Genomic DNA, 16,384 nt, shown 5'->3' with positions numbered 1-16,384 from the left:
GGCGGAGCGGTCCCACAGGTTGGGCAGCAGGGCGTTCGAATAGCCGGAGACGAAGGGCTTGCGCCCGCCTTCGGCCGGGTAGGTGTGGCGCCGCACCGCGCCGATGTTGGCGCCGTAGACGTGGATGCTGACCGACACGCGGTCGTCGAAGACGTTGCGCACGCGGTGCACGTCGCCGACGGTAGGCGACACCGCCTCGACGTCGCCCGGCACCAGCCGCACCGGCGCGCCATGCGGCACCGCACGGCCGTCGCGTTCGACGTAGGCCTGGCTTTCCTCGGCGCCGCGCAGCATGCCGATCAGGCCCCACACCGTGTGGTCGTGCACCGGCGTGGCCTGGCCCGGCCCCCAGACGAAGCTGACGATCGAGAAGCGCTCGGTCGAGTCCGCATGCAGCAGGTGCTGCTGGTAATACGTCGGATGCGGCTGCGCGAAGGCCGCGGGCAGCCAGTCGTCGCGGGCGACCAGCGTGCGCAACAGGGCGCCGCCTTCGGCCAGGATGCGTGGCTCGTCGGGGCGCGTGTCGAGCAGGCGGCCGAAGCCGGTGACGAAGTCGCGCAAAGGCGTGATGGCGCCGGCGACGTGCGGGGTGGCGGTTGCGTCTGGGGTCATCGTGTCTTTTCCTTCGTGGCGTGCGGGCGGAACGTCAGCCCGGCTTCTGCGCCTGGTCGCAGCGCACCTCGACGTGCTCGATGGCATCGAGCGTGTCGCCGATGCGCGCGGCGCTGAGGCAGCCGCCCCAGACGCAGCCCGTGTCGGTCGAGATCAGCCCCGGCCGGGCGATCCAGCCCAGCGTCGACCAGTGGCCGAAGGCGATGGTCGCAGCGGCGGCACGGCGGTCGGGCACGTCGAACCACGGCATGTAGCCGGGCGGCGGCGCGTCGGCGCTGTCCTTGGTGTCGAAATCCATCACGCCGTCGGCGGTGCAGAAGCGCAGCCGCGTCAGGCCGTTGACGACGGCGCGCAGCCGCGCGTGGCCGGTGAGCGCATCGCTCCATTGCGCCGGCTCGTTGCCGTACATCGTGCGCACGAATTCTCCCAGCGTCGGGCCGCGCAGCACCGACTCGACCTCGGCCGCCAGCACCAGCGTCTGGCCGATGCTCCACTGCGGCAGCACGCCGGCGTGCACCATCAGCAGGTCGCGCCCGCCGATGGTCTGGTGCAGCGCCATCGACTGGTGGCGCAGCCAGTCGATCAATGCATCGCGGTCGGGCGCCTCGAGGATGCCGTCGAGCGTGTCCTTGCGCCCGGACTTGCGCGCGCCGTGCGCCACGCCCAGCAGGTGCAGGTCGTGGTTGCCCAGCAGGCTGCGCGCCGCGCCGCCGAGGCGCTGCACGCGCCGCAGTACGCCGGCCGAATCGGGCCCGCGGTTGACGAGGTCGCCCAGCAGCACGAGCGTGTCGCGGCTCGGGGAGAAGTCGATGTGGTCGAGCAGGCGCTGCAGGGCGTCGTCGCAGCCCTGCACGTCACCGATCAAGTAAAGTGCCATGTCCTCATTCTCTCCCCCGTTCATGGATGTCTTCCTGCTGGCCTTGCTGACCACGCTCAATGCGTTGTTCGCGATGTCCGAAATGGCCCTTTCCACCAGCCGTCGCGCGCGGCTCGCGGCGTTGGCCGAAACCGGGGATGCCGGCGCCGCCGCGGCGCTCAAGCTGATGGAGGACCCGACCCAGTTCCTCTCGAGCGTGCAGATCGGCATCACCTCGATCGGCATGCTCAGCGGCATCGTCGGCGAAGCGGCCTTCGCGGCGCCGCTGTCGGTGTGGATGGAAGGCGCGGGCATGGGCGCCGGCACGGCGAGTGTCGCGTCCACCGCGGTGGTGGTGACCTGCATCACCTTCTTCACCATCATCTTCGGCGAACTGGTGCCCAAGCGCATCGGCCAGCTCTACCCCGAGCCGGTCGCGCGTTTCGTGTCGCGGCCGATGCGTGCGCTGGCCACCGGCGCCAAGCCCTTCGTGCTGCTCCTGTCGAGCGCCACAGCGATGACGCTCAAGCTGCTGCGCATCGACGCCAATGCGGCGCGGACCGTGACGGAAGAAGAGATTTCCGCCAGCCTGGAGGAGGGCGTCGACGCCGGCGTGATCGAGATGCACGAGCACCAGATGGTGCGCAACGTGTTCCACCTGGACGACCGCCGGCTCAGCTCGCTGATGGTGCCGCGCGCGGACATCGAATGGCTGGATGCCACCGACACCGTGGCCTCCAGCCTGCAGAAGGTGGCGGACGCCGGTGCCCTCAACCTGGTGCACTCCTGGTACCCGGTGTGCCGCCACTCGCTCGACGACGTGGTCGGCGTGATCAGCGTGGCACATCTGCTGCGGCTCGGGCCGCAGCACGAGGGCACCATCGACAGCGTGGCGCAGCCGGCCTCCTTCGTGCCCGAGACGCTGACCGGCATGGAGCTGCTGGAGCAGTTCCGCATGCGCGCCGGCCGGCTGGTGTTCGTGGTCGACGAGTACGGCGTGGTGCAGGGCCTGATGACGCCACGCGACCTGCTCGAAGCGATCACCGGCGAACTGCAGCCCAACACCACGACCGACGCCTGGGCGCGCCTGCGCGAGGACGGCGCCTGGGAGCTCGACGGCCTCATGCCGGTGTCGGAACTGCGGGCACGCCTCGCGATCCGCGAGCTGCCCGAGGAGGAGCGGGGCCGCTACAACACCGTCGCGGGCCTGCTGATGTCGGTGTCGGGCCAGTTGCCTGTGGTGGGCGAGCGCATCGAATGCGCGGGCTGGATCTTCGAGGTGGTCGCGCTCGACGGCCGCCGCATCGACCGCGTGGTGGCGCACGCAGGCGGCGAGTCGGACCATGGATGATGTCGAGTTCCAGTACCTGACGGGGCAGGCGCGCCCGGGCTTCCCGGCGCTCTTCGAGGAATTCGAGCGGCGCAGCGCCGATGCCGTGCGCGACGGCGCCTGCGAGCTCGACCTGCGCTACGGCGCGGCCAAGCGCTGCACCTTCGACTTCTTCGACGCCGGCCCCGCCGCGCGCGGCGTGCTGATCTACCTGCACGCCGGCTACTGGCAGAGGCGCGACAAGGCAGGCTTCCGCTTCATCGCGCCGGCCCTGGTGCGGCGCGGGCTGCACGTGGCGATGGTGAACTACCCGCTGTGCCCGACGGTGTCGCTGGCCGCGCTGACGGAGACCGTGCGCGCCGCCGTGCCGGCCGTGCTCGGGCGGGTCGATGCCGCACTGCCCCTGGTGACAGCGGGGCATTCGGCCGGTGGCCATCTGGCGATGGAAATGGCGCTGACCGACTGGACCGCGCGTGGCCTGCCAATGGCCACGGTGGCCGGGGTGATCGCGCTGAGCGGCCTCTACGATCTGGCGCCGCTGGTGCAGACCTCGCTCAACGAGAACCTGCGGCTCGATGCCGCCAGCGCGGCCGATGCGTCGCCCCTGTACCGCGCTGCCCCCGACGGCCCGCCGCTGCTACTGGCTGCCGGCGCCGACGAGACACCCGCCATGCGTGAGCAGAGCCGCCGCATGCACGAGGTGTGGCTCGCCATGGGCAACCCCTCGGTGCTGCACCTGGAGCCCGGCGCGGACCACTTCAGCCTGCTGCAGCGCCTGGTCGCGCCGCGCAGCGCGCTGGGCCGACAGGTCGACCTGCTGCTCGACCGCGCGCTCGACTGAGCCGCTCCTTCAAGGGGTCTGAACCTCGAGTGCCCCCACGCGCCGTGGGCGCGGCGTTGACAGCGGCACAGAGGTGTTGAATAGAATGCGAATCCTTCTCATTTCTAAATCCAATGACGATTCGCATGACTTCGCCGTTCGGTATCCGCGCGGCCGCTTCCGCGGTGCTCGGCCTCCTGTCGCTCCAGGCCGCGGCCCAGACCCTTCCTGAAGTGCGTGTCGACGCGAACGCGGAAAGCGAATCGGCGACTTCGCCCGTTGTCGGCTACCGGGCCCGGAACGCCGTCACGGCGACCAAGACCGACACGCCGCTGGCCGAGACGCCGCAGTCCGTCACCGTGGTCACGCGCGACCAGATCGTCGATCAGGGGGCCACCAACCTGCAGGATGCGCTGGGGTACGCCGCCGGGGTGCGTTCGGATGCCTATGGACTGGATTCACGCGCCGACAGCTTCCTGGTGCGCGGCAGCGAACCCTCGCTGTACCTCGACGGACTGCAGCTCTATTCCTCGGGCTGGTACACCGCCACGGCGCGGCCCGACCCCTACACGCTGGAGCGCCTGGAGGTGCTGCGCGGGCCGGCGGGCATGCTCTTCGGCGCGGGCACCGCGGGCGGGGTGGTCAACATGGTCAGCAAGCGGCCCCAGCAGCAGACGTCCCGCGAAGTGGGCGTGCAGTTCGGCTCCTGGAACCGCAAGCAGTTACAGGCCGACCTCACCGGTGCGCTCACGGCCGACGGGGACTGGTCGTATCGCCTGGTGGCGCTGCAGCGCAAGTCCGACACGCAGGTGGACCACGTGCCCGACGACCGCTCGCTGGTCATGCCTTCGCTCACCTGGCGGCCCAGCGCCGCCACGTCGCTGACCTTGCAGGCCCTGTGGCAGAAAGACAAGACGGGCAGCACGGCGCAGTTCCTCCCTTGGGGGGGCACCATCCTGCCGAACGTCAATGGCCGCCTGCCGACCAGCCGCTTCATCGGCGAGCCGGGCGACGGCTACGACACGGAGCGCAAGACCTTCGGCTGGCTGTTCGAGCACAAGTTCGACGACCGGTGGACGTTCCGCCAGAACTTCCGCATGTCGCGCACCTTCAACGACTCGCACTACCACTACGCGGACTTCTTCACGCCGCCGGGCGGCTGGGGGTTGGACCCGGCCGGTCAGCGCCTGCTGGGCCGAGTCAACGACAAGTCGCTGACGTGGACCCGGATGGCGGGTATCGACAACCACGTCGAGGGCCACTTCGACACCGGGGCGCTGCGCCACACGCTGCTGGTGGGCGCCGAGTACTCGCGCCAGCGGCAGGACAAGCGCGAAGGCGCGACGTACAGCGCCATCGATGCCTACGCGCCGGTCTACGGCATCGGCGACGTGCCGGTGACCGAACTCACCGACCGGCCACGCACCACCCAGCGCAATGCCGGCGTGTACATCCAGGACCAGATGAAACTGGACAACTGGATCTTCGTTGCAGGACTGCGCTACGACCGCAGCACGGCCGGCACCGCGGGCAGCGCGTCGGAGACGACGAGCGCCACCTCGCGCCGGTTGGGCGTGATGTACACGCTGCCGTCGGGCTGGTCGCCCTACCTGAGCTACACCGAATCCTTCACGCCGCAGGCTGGCACCGATGCCAACGGCAATCTCTTCAAGCCCTTGCGCGGCGAGCAGACGGAGGCCGGCGTGAAGTACCAGCCCCTGGGTTCGGCCACCAGCTTCACCGCCTCGGTGTTCTCGCTCAAGGAAAAGAACCGCACCGTCTCCGACGCCACCGATCCCGACTATGGGCGCCAGGTCGACGCGACGAAGAACGAGGGCCTGGAGCTCGAACTCAAGACGACCTTGGCGCGCGACTTCGACCTCGTCGCCAACTACACCCGCATCGACGTCGACCGAAAGCTGACCGACATGCCGCGCAACCAGGCCTCGGCGTGGGGCAAGTACCGCTTCGCCATTGCCGGCGTCACCGGCTTCTCGGCTGGCGCCGGGGTGCGCTACATGAGCGGCTTCCGCGACATCGACGGCGCGAGCGCGGGGCCGCACATTCCCTCGGTGACGCTGCTGGACCTGATGCTTGCCTACGAATCGGCCCAATGGCGCTACGCGCTGAACATCAACAACGCCACCGACAAGACCTACTTGAGCACCTGCCTGGCGCGTGGCGACTGCTGGTACGGCAAGCGCCGCGAGGTGGTCGCCAGCGCGACCTACCGCTTCTGATCTGCAGACCTCACCCGACAAGACCCCCACGATGAACAGCCGAAAGATCAAGACCTGGGCCTGGGTCCACAAATGGAGCAGCCTGGTCTGCACCGTGTTCATGCTGCTGCTGTGCATCACGGGGCTGCCGCTGATCTTCCACCACGAGATCGGCCACCTGCTTGGCACCGAGGTCGAGGCACCGAAGATGCCGGCCGACACGCCGCGCGCCAGCCTCGACCGCATCCTCGAGGTGGCGAAGTCCAAGCACCCCGACCGCGTGGTGCAGTTCGTCTCGCAGCCGGAAGACGACGACGGCCTGTGGTTCGTCACGCTCACGCCGACGCCCGCGCCCACCGACGACTTCAAGTCGGTCGCGGTCGATGCGCGCACGGCCGAGGTGCTGGCGCAGCCCAGGTTCGACGAGGGCTTCATGTACGTGATGTTCAAGCTGCACGTGGACCTGTTCGCCGGTCTGCCGGGCAAGCTCTTCCTCGGCTTCATGGGCCTGCTGCTGCTGGTGGCCATCGTCTCGGGCGTGGTGCTGTATGCGCCCTTCATGCGCAAGCTCGACTTCGGCACGGTGCGCCGCGAGAAGCGGCCGCGCCTGAAGTGGCTCGACCTGCACAACCTGCTGGGTATCGTGACGCTGGTGTGGGCCTTCGTGGTGGGCGGCACCGGCATGATCAACACCTGGGCCGACCTGGTGATCAAGTACTGGCAGTACGACCAGCTCAGCGCGCTGCTGGCCCCCTACCAGGGCCAGCCCATCACGCCGGTGGCCGAGCGCGGCTCGGTGCAGAAGTCGCTGGATGCGGCCTATGCGCAGTCGCCCAACAGCAAGTTGTCGTTCATCGCTTTCCCGGGCACGGCCTTCTCCAGCCCGCACCACACCACGGTCTTCCTCAAGGGCAACGAGCCGTTCACGTCGAAGCTGCTGCAGCCGGTGCTGGTCGACGCCAAGACCACCGAGGTCACGGCCGCACCCAAGCTGCCGTGGTACCTGACGGCGCTGCTGGTGTCGCAGCCGCTGCACTTCGGCGACTACGGCGGCATGCCGATGCAGATCCTGTGGGCGCTGCTCGACATCGCCACCATTGTCGTGCTGGGCAGCGGGCTGTACCTGTGGCTCAAGCGCGGCAACAGCGTGCCGGTGCCGAAGGCGAAGACCGCGGGCGATGATGCGAAGGTCGCCGGGGGCGCGCAGCCGGTCGCCGTGATGAAGGAGGCCCGGCCATGAAGCCGCGCCATGCCTTCTGGCGCCTGTGGGGCTGGCCCCTGGTGATGGGCGTGCTCACCACCGTGGGTCTGATCTCCGCGCTGTTCAGCGACGGCGGCACCGGGGACATGCTGGCGTGGGTGACGCTCGGCCTCCCCGTCGCGGTGTGCGCCTGGTTCGGCTGGCGGCGTTCGCCGCGCTAACCGTCCTGGCGCAAGGACTCATTCCATCTTGATGTTGGCGGCCTTGATGACCTGGGCCCATTTGTCGACCTCGGCCTTCTGAAAGGCGGCGATCTGCGCGGTCGTGAGGTCGGCCGGTTCCATGCCGAAGCCCTTCATCTTCTCCTGCATGTCGGGCTGCGCGAGGATCGTGCGGATCTCCTTGTGCAGGCGTTCGACGATCGGCGCCGGCGTGCCGGCGGGCACGAAGATCGCCTGCCACGACACCACCTCGAAATCGCCCAGCCCCTTGATGCCCGACTCTGCGATGGTGGGCACGTCGGGCATCGAGGCCAGGCGCTTGGCCGAGGTCACGGCGATGGCGCGCAGCTTGCCGCTCTGGATGTGGGGCGCGGCCACCACGGTGGTGTCGAACATCATGTCGACCTGGCCGCCGATCACGTCCTGGATGGCCGGGCCGCTGCCCTTGTACGGCACGTGCGTGAACTTCACGCCCGACTTGTAGGCCAGCAGTTCGAGCGACAGGTGCTGCGAGGTGCCGGTGCCGGCCGAGGCCGACGAGAGGCCGCCCGGCTTGGTCTTGCTCGCCTCGAGCACGTCCTTGAGCGTCTTGTAGGGGCTCGCGGCGTTCACCACCAGCACGACCGGGTTGGTGCCGATCAGCGTGACCGGCGCGAAGGACTTGATCGGGTCGTAGCCGATCTTCGGGTACAGGCTCACGTTGATGGCGTGCGAGCTGATCGTGCCGCCGAGCATCGTGTAGCCGTCCGGTGTCGCGCGCGACGCAAGCTCCGAGCCCACGCTGCCGCCGGCGCCGCCGCGGTTGTCGATGACCACGCTGGTGCCGAGCGCCGTGCCGAGCTTCTGGCTGATGAGTCGGCCCATCGTGTCGGTCGTGCCGCCGGCAGGGAAGGGCACCAGGTAGGTGATGGCCTTGCCGGTGGGCCAGGCGCCCTGTGCGAAGGCGGGCAGGGTGCCAGCGGCCAGGGAAGCGGCGGCGGCTTGGATGAGGGTGCGGCGTTGCATGGTGTGTCTCCTTCAGGGGTTCTTCAAGGTGTCGCCGACGCGGGGCGTCGGCGTGAGATGCCGTGTTGTTGTATGTCGGTGTGCGGCAGCGAGTCGAAAACGTTCAGGGCATGTACTGCCCGCCATTCACTTCGAGGATCTGGCCCGTCACGTAGCCCGAGAGCTGCCTCGACGCGAGATAGAGGAAGGCGCCGGTGCAGTCTTCGGGATCGCCGATGCGGCCCATCGGGATGCCGGCCTTGAAGCTCTCGAGGATGGCCGGGGTCGAGAAGCGGTCCTGGAAGGGCGTCTGGATCACGCCCGGTGCCACCGCGTTCACGCGGATGTCGTCCGGCGCGAGTTCCTTGGCGAGACCGTGCGTCGCCGTGCTAACGAAGCCCTTCGAGCCCGCGTAGAGATAGGCGCCCGGCCCGCCGCCATTGCGCGCGGCCACCGACGACACGTTGATGATGCTGCCACCCTGGCCGCGTGTGCGCATCAGCGGCACCACCTCGCGGCAGAAGGCGAGCATCGATCGCGCGTTGATGTGCATCACCTCGTCGAACAGTGCATCGTCGAACTCGGCGATGGGCACCCGCTTGACCAGGCTACCTGCGTTGTTGACCAGCACGTCGATGCTGCCCAGGCGCGCTGTCGTCTCGCGCACCACGCGCACGATGTCGGCCGCGTTCCGCACGTCGCCCTGCAGGGCGAAGGCCTCGCCACCCGCCTTCACGATGGTGTCGACCACCGCCTGCGCCGGCCCGGCCGACTGGTTGTAGTGCACCGCCACGCGCATGCCGCGCGCGCCGAACGCGACGGCGACGGCGGCGCCGATGCCGGTGCTGGCGCCGGTCACGAGTGCGGTTTTTCCTCGAAGGTCTTCCATCGGTGGTCTCCTGGGTTCAGGTCACGGGGGCGGGGTTGAAAAGGACCAGCGCGTTGTGCAGCTTCCAGTGCTCGGCCCAGGTCTTCTTGCGGCCGCTGGCCACCTCGAGCATGAGCCGGAACATCTCCCAGCCCACGTCCTCGATGCTCGCCTCGCCGTCGGCGATGCGGCCGGCGTTGATGTCCATCAGGTCGTGCCAGCGGCGTGCGAGGTCGCTGCGCGTCGCCACCTTGATGACCGGCACCTCGGCCAGGCCGTAGGGCGTGCCGCGGCCGGTGGTGAACACATGCAGGTTCATGCCCGCGGCCAGTTGCAGCGTGCCGCAGATGAAGTCGCTGGCCGGCGTGGCGGCGTAGAGCAGGCCCTTCTGGCTCGCCTTCTCGCCCGGCGCCACCACGCCGGAGATCGGCGCGCTGCCGCTCTTGACGATCGAGCCCATCGCCTTTTCCACGATGTTTGAGAGGCCGCCCTTCTTGTTGCCGGGCGTGGTGTTGGCGCTGCGGTCGACGCGGCCGCGGTCGAGGTAGGCGTCGTACCAGGCCATCTCGCGGATCATGGCGTCGGCCACGGCCGGCGTGGTGGCGCGCGAGGTGAGCTGGTCGATACCGTCGCGCACCTCGGTCACTTCCGAGAACATCACGGTGGCGCCGGCACGCACCAAGAGGTCGGTGCAGAAGCCCACGGCCGGGTTGGCAGTCACGCCCGAAAACGCGTCGCTGCCGCCGCACTGCACGCCGACCACGAGTTCGCTGGCGGGCACCGTCTCGCGGCGGCGCGCGTTGAGGCGTTCGAGGTGCTCTTCCGCCTGCCGCATGATCGAATCGATCATGGACATGAACCCGACGTGCGCATTGTCCTGCAGGCAGACCACGTCGAGGGGGCTCTCGGCGCTGACGCCGACATCGGCCACGTTGCGCTCGTCGACCAGCGGGATCGAACCCGGCGGCAGCAGCCGCTCGGGCTGCAGCTTTTCGCAGCCCAGGCTGATGACCATCACCTCGCCGCCGAAGTTCGGGTTGAGACTGATATTGCGCAGCGTGCGGATCGGGATGACGGCGTCGGGCGCGTCGATGGCCACGCCGCAGCCGTAGCTGTGCGACAGGCCCACCACGTCGTCGACGTTCGGGTACTTGGGCAGCAGCTCGGCCTTGATGCGCTGCACTGCGAAGTCCACCACGCCGGCCACGCACTGCACCGTCTGCGTGATCGCCAGGATGTTGCGCGTGCCCACCGAGCCGTCGAGGTTGCGGTAGCCCTCGAAGGTGTAGCCCTCCAGCGGCGGCATCTCCGGCGGCTTGACCGTGGCGATCGGCAGGCCGACCAGCTCGCGCGCCGCGGGCATCTGCAGCAGGCGCTCGTGCACCCAGCTGCCGGCCGGAATGGGCTTGAGCGCATAGCCGATGGGCACGTTGTAGCGCCGCACCACGCCGCCCTCGGCGATGTCCTCGAGCGCGACCTTGTGGGCCTGGGGCACCTTGTCGACCAGCGTCAGGCCGGAAGCGAGCACGGTGCCCGCCGGCAGCCCGCCATCGTTCGCGACGATGGCCACGTTGTCGGCCGCATGCATGCGGATGGTGAGGGGCGTCGGGACGGTCATGGTCTCGTCTTTCCTGCGGGTCCGGATTACTTCACCACCATGAACATGCTGGGCAGCCAGGTCGAGAACGCCGGCACGAAAGTCACCAAGCCCAGCGCGAAGATCAGCGCGCCGTAGAAGGGCCAGATGGTCTTCATCACCGTGCCGACCGACACGCCACCGATCGCGCAGCCGACGAACTGCGTGGTACCCACCGGCGGTGTGTTCAGGCCCAGTGCGCAGTTGATGAGCATCACGATGCCGAACTGCACCGAGGTCATGCCGTACTGCTGTGCGATCGGCAGGAAGATCGGCGTGCACAGCAGGATGGTCGCAGCCATGTCCAGGAAGGTGCCCAGCACGAACAGGATGACGTTGATCATCAGGAAGATCATCCAGGGCGTGCTGGTGATCTGCGACAGCATCTGGCCGGTGAGCTCGGCCACGCCGTACAGGCTGATGAGGTAGCCGAAGGTGCTCGAGATGCCGATCAGCAGCAGGATGACGCCGGTGGTGCGCACGGCCTTCGAGGCCGCCTTGACGAAGTGTTCCCATTTGAGCGTGCGGTACAGGAAGATCGTGAGCGCCAGCGCATAGAGCACGGCCACGGCCGCCGATTCGGTCGCAGTGAAGATGCCCGACAGGATCCCGCCGAGGATCAGCACCACGATGAACAGCCCCGGCAGCGCTGCTGCGAAGGAGCGCGCCACGATGGCCCAGCCCGGGAAGGTGCCAGCCGGGTAGCCGCGCTTCACCGCCACGCCGTAGGCAGCCGCCAGGTTGCTGATGGTCAGGATCAACGCCGGCAGCAGGGCCGCGAGGATCAACGCGGCGATCGACACCTTGCCGCCCGCGGCGAGCGAATAGATGATCAGGTTGTGGCTGGTCGGCATCAGCGCACCGACGAGGGCCGCGTGGGTCGTCACGTTGACGGCGTAGTCCGCGTGGTAGCCCTCCTTCTTCATCATCGGGATCATCACGGCGCCCATGGCCGACACGTCGGCCACCGGCGAGCCCGAGACGCCACCGAACAGCGTGCAGGCCACGACGTTCGACATGCCGAGGCCGCCGCGCACATGGCCCACCAGGTTGCGCGCGAAGTTGACGATGCGGTCGGCGATGCCGCCGTAGAGCATCAGTTCCCCCGCGAAGATGAAGAAGGGAATCGCCAGGAACGAGAAGATGCCCATGCCGGACGTCATCTGCTGAAAGCCCACCGCGAGCGGCAGGCCTTCGTAGGCGAGGGTGGCCAGGGCCGAGAGGCCGATCGAGAAAGCCACCGGCACGCCCAGCAGCAGGAAGAGCGTGAACGACACGCACAGAATGAGAAGCGGGATGGTCATGGGCTCAGGTCCAGGCGGGTTCGACTTCGCGGCCTTGGGCCAACGCGATGATGTGTTCGATGGAGAACATGACGATCAGCACGCCGGAAATGGCAGCCGGCACGTACTTCCAGCCTTCGGAGATCCACAGCGTGGGCAGGCGGTAGTCCCACACCGATTCGGCGAGCGATGCGCAGTTCCACGCCATGGTCGCGCCGAAGACCAGGATCAGGAAATGGATGAGGTATTCCATCTTCAGGCGCAGCCCGTCGGGCGCCAGCACCAGGAAGGATTCGAGCCCGATGTGGCCCGCATCGCGCACGCCGACGGCGACGCCGAACATCGTGACGTAGAGCACCAGCAGCAGCGCTAGGCTCTCGGCCCAGGTGGGCGTGTTGTTCATGACGTAGCGGCCGAACACCTGCCAGCTCACGGCGCAGATCACTGCGACGAGTCCGAGGATGCCCAGCCACATGCAGGCACGCGCGAGCGTGCGGCAAAGTTTGGTGTACATAACTTTCGATGCGAAAAAGAGAGCGCCGCTCTGTTCGTGAAACACCGCGGGTCCGGCTCTGCCGGCCCGCTGGTGTTGCCCCCGGTAGGGGGTTGGCGAAGCGACACGAAGTGCGCGAAGCCTGGGGGCGAGCTTTATTTGGTGTCCTGGACCCGCTTGACGAGGTCCTTGAGCTTGGCGTCGGTGATGAACTTGTCATACACCGGCTTCATCGCGGCCTGGAACGGGGCCTTGTCGACCTCGATGATCTCGGCGCCGCCGGCCTTCACCGTGGCGAGCGACTTGATCTCGCGCGCTTCCCACTGCGTGCGCATGTAGGGCACCGATTCCTTCGCGGCCTGGCGGATCCAGCCCTGTTCCTGCGGCGTGAGCTTGTCCCAAACGCGCTTGGAGAACAGCAGCATTTCGGGCGCCATCGAGTGCTCGGTCTTGCTGTAGTACTTCGCGACTTCGAAAGCACGTGCGCTTTCGTAGGTGGGGTAGTTGTTTTCGGCGGCATCGATCAGGCCGGTCTTCAGGCCCGTGTAGACCTCGCCCATGGGCATCGGCGTGGCGTTGGCGCCCATGGCTTCGAGCATCGACACCCACAGGTCAGACTGCTGCACTCGGACCTTCAGGCCCTTCATGTCGGCGAAGCTGCGCACCGGCTTCTTGGCGGTGAACATCGAGCGCGCGCCGCTGTCGTAATACGCGAGGCCAATGAAGCCCTGCTTCTCGCAGCTCTTGAGGATCTCTTCGCCGATCGGGCCGTCGAGCACCTTGTGCAGGTGGTCGACCGAGCGGAACAGGAAGGGCATGGTCGGCACCTGCGTCTCGGCGCAGATGTTGTTCATCGGCGCGATGTTCACGCGCACCATCTGCAGGGCACCGATCTTGGTCTGTTCGATGGTGTCCTTCTCGTTGCCCAGCGAACTGTTGTTGAACACCTTGATGGTGTGCTTGCCGCCCGACAGTTGCTTCAGGCGCTCGCTCATGAACTTGACCGCGGTGACGGTCGGGTAGTCGTCGGGGTGGATGTCGGCCGAGCGGAATTCGGTCGCTTGCGCGCCGAAGCTCGCCAGCGCGGCGGCAGTGCAGGCGGCCAGGGCGATCAGTGTGCGTTGCAGTCTCATTTGTCTTCCTCTACGGGTGGTGGTTGTCGAAATACTTTTGAAGTCAGAACTGGCAGGCCGGCTCGGGCAGCCCCTGCACGCCGGGGCGCAGCGCGAACACGCCACCGGCCAGCGGCTGGTCCGACAGGTCGCCGCCGGGGCGGATCGAGGTGACGTAGAGCGTGTCGAGCTGCGCGCCGCCGAAGGCGCACATCGCCGGCTTCTTCACTGGCACTTCCAGCGAGCGGTCGAGCCGGCCGTCGGGCGTGAAGCGGTGCACCAGGCCGGCGTCGTTGCCGCAGATCCAGTAGCAGCCGTCGACGTCGACCGCCGCGCCATCGGGCCGGCCGGGCAGCGGCCTCATGTCGACGAAGAGGCGGCGGTTGTGCGGCGTGCCGGTGGCCGTGTCGTAGTCGAAGGCCCAGATCGCCTGAACGGTCGGATGCGAATCGGACAGATACATCGTGCGGCCGTCGGGGCTGAAGGCCATGCCGTTGGGCACGATCAACTCGTCGAACTGCAGGCGCAGCGCGGCTTCCTCGTTCACGTCGCGCTGGTAGCGGTACACGCGGCCGACGATGCGGGCCGCCGCCATGTCCATCAGCATCGTGCCGGCCCAGAAGCGGCCCTGGCGGTCGCAGCGGCCATCGTTGAAGCGCATGCCGTGGGCCGCATGGGCCGCGCGTGCGATCGGCGTGGTCGCCAGCGTGCCGTCGTCCTTCGGGGCGATGGCGAAGAGGCCGCTTTCCATGCCGGCGATCCATTGCCCCGGATGGTCGGCGCGCGGCGCGACGCACGCGAGCATCTCGTTACCGGTCCATGTGCTGTGGTCGCCGGTGGACGGCACGAGCCGGTGGAGCTGCCGAGCCGGGATGTCGACCCAGTACAGCGCCTGTTCGGCAGCGTGCCAGACCGGGCTTTCGCCGGTCGCGTTGCGGGCGTCGAGGACGAGTTCGGCTTGCATGGTGCGCGCGCCGACTGCTCAGTCGCCGAACGGGCCCTGCGCGGTGAATGCGCCGCCCTGGTAAATGGCGTTGGGGTCGGTCGCTGTCACCGGCGGTTGTGCCTCGACCTTGTCGCGGAACACCTCCGAACTGTCCTGCGGCACGAAGCCCAGGTGCGCGGCGGCGCTGTTGTCCCACCACACGTCGCGGTTGGCCGACATGCCGTAGACCACCGTGTGCTTGACGTCCGGCGTGAACAGCGACTTCTCGATCAGCGTCGTCAGGTCGCGGTAGCTCAGCCAGGTGCGCATCATGCGGCGGTTGAGCGGCTCGGGGAACGACGAGCCGATGCGGATGCTGACCGTCTCGATGCCGTAGCGGTCGAAGTAGAACTGCGCCACGTCTTCGCCGAAGGACTTCGACAGGCCGTAGTAGCCGTCGGGCCGCTTCTGCGCGCTGGCGTCGATGTGTTCGTCCTGCTTGTAGAAGCCGATCACATGGTTGGAGCTGGCGAACACCACGCGCTTCACGCCGTGGCGGCGGGCCGCTTCGTAGACGTGGAACACGCCCTTGATGTTGGCCTCGAGGATTTCTTCGAAGGGCCGCTCGACCGACACGCCGCCCAGGTGGACGATGGCGTCGCAGCCCGCCACCAGCGCATCGACGGCCTGCTTGTCGGCCAGGTCGCAGGGCACGACTTCTTCCCCGGCGCCCGTGGCAGGGGCCATGGTGCCGATGTCCGACAGGCGGATGACCTCGGCGTAGGGTTGCAGCCGTTCGCGCAGTACCTTGCCCAGGCCGCCGGCGGCACCGGTGAGCAGGAGGCGGTGCAGGCGTGTGCCGATCGAAGCGGGCGACGTGATCGAAAAGGCGGCGGCAGGCGCGGAGGCACTCATCGGTTGTCTGTCTCTCGTAAGTTATCTGTTGTCGTACAACTTAACGGACGATTATCATCAGCGCATGGCTCGCCTGTCAACAGAAGTTCCCACCATGTCCGATGCCCCGGTTTCGGTGCCGTATGTCGCCCGGCCGCGGCAGCGTGGGCGGGGGCTGGCGCACAGCCTGGTCGACGATTTCGGTGTGCGCATCCGCGACGGCGTGCTGCGCCCCGGCGACAAGCTGCCGACCGAGTCGGAAATCATGCAGGCCTTCGGCGTGAGCCGGACGGTGGTGCGCGAGGCGCTGTCGAAGCTGCAGGCCGCCGGCCTGGTCGAGACGCACCATGGCGTCGGCACCTTCGTGCTGCCGCAGCGCGCCGGTGGCGTCTTTCGGCTGGACGCCGGCGACATCGCCACCTCGGTCGACGTGCTTGCCGTGCTCGAACTGCGCATCAGCCTGGAGACCGAGTCCGCCGGGCTGGCCGCCACCCGCCGTACCGAGGAGCAACTGCAGGCCATGCGCCAGGCGCTGGACGACTTCGAGAGCAACGTCGCCGTGGCCGGCGACACGGTAGCGCCCGATTTCCGCTTCCACCTGCAGATCGCGCAGTCGACCGGCAACCCGTATTTCGCGGACATCATGAGCCACCTGGGCACCACGATCATTCCGCGCACCCGCATCAACGCCATCCGCACGGCCGATCGAAGCGGTGCCTACCTCAGCCGTGTCAACCGCGAGCACGAGGAGATCTACGCGGCGATCGCCCGGCGCGATGCCGAGTCGGCCCGTGCCGCGATGCGCATCCACCTGACCAACAGCCGCGAACGCCTGCGGCTGGCGCAGGAGGCGGCTCGACGCGCGGACCAGGCGGCCGACGAGGCGCGGGGCTGAATTCGGCCGGGGAATGCTGGACAAGTCATTCCTTG

At 68.1% G+C, this 16,384-nt stretch carries 16 protein-coding genes; 6 read left to right on the top strand and 10 right to left on the bottom strand.

The genetic code is table 11. The features are described from left to right. Both N8A90_RS24895 and N8A90_RS24890 read right to left on the bottom strand, forming a co-directional pair. The coding region (locus N8A90_RS24895) for a cysteine dioxygenase (RefSeq protein ID WP_262077968.1) at positions 1-612 on the bottom strand (612 nt) is incomplete at its 3' end. A gap of 34 nt (positions 613-646) precedes the next feature. Next, on the bottom strand, positions 647-1,489 hold the full coding sequence (locus tag N8A90_RS24890; RefSeq protein WP_262077967.1) for a symmetrical bis(5'-nucleosyl)-tetraphosphatase: 843 nt from the start codon (positions 1,487-1,489) through the stop codon (positions 647-649). Between the two features lie 22 nt (positions 1,490-1,511). Here N8A90_RS24890 and N8A90_RS24885 point away from each other — a divergent pair, with 22 nt between their 5' ends. From N8A90_RS24885 to N8A90_RS24865, 5 genes are all read left to right on the top strand, one after another. Then, positions 1,512-2,819: a hemolysin family protein gene (locus tag N8A90_RS24885; RefSeq protein WP_262077972.1), complete on the top strand. Its 1,308-nt coding sequence runs from the start codon at positions 1,512-1,514 to the stop codon at positions 2,817-2,819. Further along, on the top strand, positions 2,812-3,639 hold the full coding sequence (locus tag N8A90_RS24880; RefSeq protein ID WP_262077966.1) for an alpha/beta hydrolase: 828 nt from the start codon (positions 2,812-2,814) through the stop codon (positions 3,637-3,639). The genes N8A90_RS24885 and N8A90_RS24880 overlap by 8 nt, the downstream gene beginning before the upstream one ends. Positions 3,640-3,764: 125 nt before the next feature. Next, positions 3,765-5,858, top strand: coding sequence for a TonB-dependent siderophore receptor (locus N8A90_RS24875; RefSeq protein ID WP_262077965.1), 2,094 nt, complete (start codon positions 3,765-3,767; stop codon positions 5,856-5,858). Between the two features lie 31 nt (positions 5,859-5,889). Next, entirely contained in the window at positions 5,890-7,077 is a 1,188-nt protein-coding gene (locus N8A90_RS24870; RefSeq protein WP_262077964.1) for a PepSY-associated TM helix domain-containing protein, read from the top strand. Continuing rightward, the gene (locus tag N8A90_RS24865; RefSeq protein WP_262077963.1) at positions 7,074-7,259 is read left to right on the top strand and encodes a hypothetical protein; all 186 of its coding nucleotides are present in this window, start codon (positions 7,074-7,076) and stop codon (positions 7,257-7,259) included. Before N8A90_RS24870 ends, N8A90_RS24865 begins: the two co-directional genes overlap by 4 nt. Before the next feature lie 18 nt (positions 7,260-7,277). On the opposite strand, the gene N8A90_RS24860 is transcribed toward N8A90_RS24865, so the two are convergent. The 8 genes from N8A90_RS24860 to N8A90_RS24825 form a co-directional block, all read right to left on the bottom strand. After that, positions 7,278-8,264, bottom strand: a complete 987-nt coding sequence (locus N8A90_RS24860) for a Bug family tripartite tricarboxylate transporter substrate binding protein (RefSeq protein WP_262077962.1) — start codon at positions 8,262-8,264, stop codon at positions 7,278-7,280. A 103-nt stretch (positions 8,265-8,367) separates the two neighbouring features. Further along, on the bottom strand, positions 8,368-9,132 hold the full coding sequence (locus N8A90_RS24855; protein WP_262077961.1) for an SDR family NAD(P)-dependent oxidoreductase: 765 nt from the start codon (positions 9,130-9,132) through the stop codon (positions 8,368-8,370). A 16-nt stretch (positions 9,133-9,148) separates the two neighbouring features. Continuing rightward, entirely contained in the window at positions 9,149-10,729 is a 1,581-nt protein-coding gene (gene garD, locus N8A90_RS24850) for a galactarate dehydratase (protein WP_262077960.1), read from the bottom strand. A gap of 26 nt (positions 10,730-10,755) precedes the next feature. Continuing rightward, on the bottom strand, positions 10,756-12,051 hold the full coding sequence (locus N8A90_RS24845; RefSeq protein WP_262077959.1) for a TRAP transporter large permease: 1,296 nt from the start codon (positions 12,049-12,051) through the stop codon (positions 10,756-10,758). A 4-nt stretch (positions 12,052-12,055) separates the two neighbouring features. Beyond that, a complete protein-coding gene (locus N8A90_RS24840) occupies positions 12,056-12,544 on the bottom strand; it encodes a TRAP transporter small permease (protein ID WP_262077958.1) in 489 nt (162 codons plus the stop codon). Positions 12,545-12,678: 134 nt separating this feature from the next. Further along, positions 12,679-13,656 carry a TRAP transporter substrate-binding protein gene (locus tag N8A90_RS24835; RefSeq protein ID WP_262077957.1) on the bottom strand — a complete coding sequence of 326 codons (978 nt, stop codon included), beginning with the start codon at positions 13,654-13,656 and terminating at the stop codon, positions 12,679-12,681. A 43-nt stretch (positions 13,657-13,699) separates the two neighbouring features. Continuing rightward, positions 13,700-14,599, bottom strand: coding sequence for an SMP-30/gluconolactonase/LRE family protein (locus N8A90_RS24830; RefSeq protein ID WP_262077956.1), 900 nt, complete (start codon positions 14,597-14,599; stop codon positions 13,700-13,702). Between the two features lie 18 nt (positions 14,600-14,617). Beyond that, entirely contained in the window at positions 14,618-15,475 is an 858-nt protein-coding gene (locus N8A90_RS24825; RefSeq protein WP_262077955.1) for an NAD-dependent epimerase/dehydratase family protein, read from the bottom strand. A 94-nt stretch (positions 15,476-15,569) separates the two neighbouring features. On the opposite strand from N8A90_RS24825, the gene N8A90_RS24820 reads away from it, so the two are divergent. Then, entirely contained in the window at positions 15,570-16,349 is a 780-nt protein-coding gene (locus N8A90_RS24820) for a FadR/GntR family transcriptional regulator (protein ID WP_262077954.1), read from the top strand. Positions 16,350-16,384: the final 35 nt, after the last annotated feature.

The organism is Variovorax sp. N23, from assembly GCF_025486315.1.
Taxonomy (GTDB): domain Bacteria; phylum Pseudomonadota; class Gammaproteobacteria; order Burkholderiales; family Burkholderiaceae_C; genus Variovorax.
The sequence above is the reverse complement of the archived record's forward strand: the minus strand, read 5'-3'. Positions and strand labels throughout refer to the sequence as shown.

What these genes read in the sequence shown, in the direction of transcription:
- N8A90_RS24825 (WP_262077955.1), bottom strand. Translation starts at nt 15,475, where the DNA reads ATGAGTGCCTCCGCGCCTGCCGCCGCCTTTTCGATCACGTCGCCCGCT.
- N8A90_RS24830 (WP_262077956.1), bottom strand. Translation starts at nt 14,599, where the DNA reads ATGCAAGCCGAACTCGTCCTCGACGCCCGCAACGCGACCGGCGAAAGC.
- N8A90_RS24865 (WP_262077963.1), top strand. Translation starts at nt 7,074, where the DNA reads ATGAAGCCGCGCCATGCCTTCTGGCGCCTGTGGGGCTGGCCCCTGGTG.
- N8A90_RS24890 (WP_262077967.1), bottom strand. Translation starts at nt 1,489, where the DNA reads ATGGCACTTTACTTGATCGGTGACGTGCAGGGCTGCGACGACGCCCTG.
- N8A90_RS24885 (WP_262077972.1), top strand. Translation starts at nt 1,512, where the DNA reads ATGGATGTCTTCCTGCTGGCCTTGCTGACCACGCTCAATGCGTTGTTC.
- N8A90_RS24835 (WP_262077957.1), bottom strand. Translation starts at nt 13,656, where the DNA reads ATGAGACTGCAACGCACACTGATCGCCCTGGCCGCCTGCACTGCCGCC.
- N8A90_RS24820 (WP_262077954.1), top strand. Translation starts at nt 15,570, where the DNA reads ATGTCCGATGCCCCGGTTTCGGTGCCGTATGTCGCCCGGCCGCGGCAG.
- N8A90_RS24855 (WP_262077961.1), bottom strand. Translation starts at nt 9,132, where the DNA reads ATGGAAGACCTTCGAGGAAAAACCGCACTCGTGACCGGCGCCAGCACC.
- N8A90_RS24880 (WP_262077966.1), top strand. Translation starts at nt 2,812, where the DNA reads ATGGATGATGTCGAGTTCCAGTACCTGACGGGGCAGGCGCGCCCGGGC.
- N8A90_RS24875 (WP_262077965.1), top strand. Translation starts at nt 3,765, where the DNA reads ATGACTTCGCCGTTCGGTATCCGCGCGGCCGCTTCCGCGGTGCTCGGC.
- garD (WP_262077960.1), bottom strand. Translation starts at nt 10,729, where the DNA reads ATGACCGTCCCGACGCCCCTCACCATCCGCATGCATGCGGCCGACAAC.
- N8A90_RS24860 (WP_262077962.1), bottom strand. Translation starts at nt 8,264, where the DNA reads ATGCAACGCCGCACCCTCATCCAAGCCGCCGCCGCTTCCCTGGCCGCT.
- N8A90_RS24840 (WP_262077958.1), bottom strand. Translation starts at nt 12,544, where the DNA reads ATGTACACCAAACTTTGCCGCACGCTCGCGCGTGCCTGCATGTGGCTG.
- N8A90_RS24845 (WP_262077959.1), bottom strand. Translation starts at nt 12,051, where the DNA reads ATGACCATCCCGCTTCTCATTCTGTGCGTGTCGTTCACGCTCTTCCTG.
- N8A90_RS24870 (WP_262077964.1), top strand. Translation starts at nt 5,890, where the DNA reads ATGAACAGCCGAAAGATCAAGACCTGGGCCTGGGTCCACAAATGGAGC.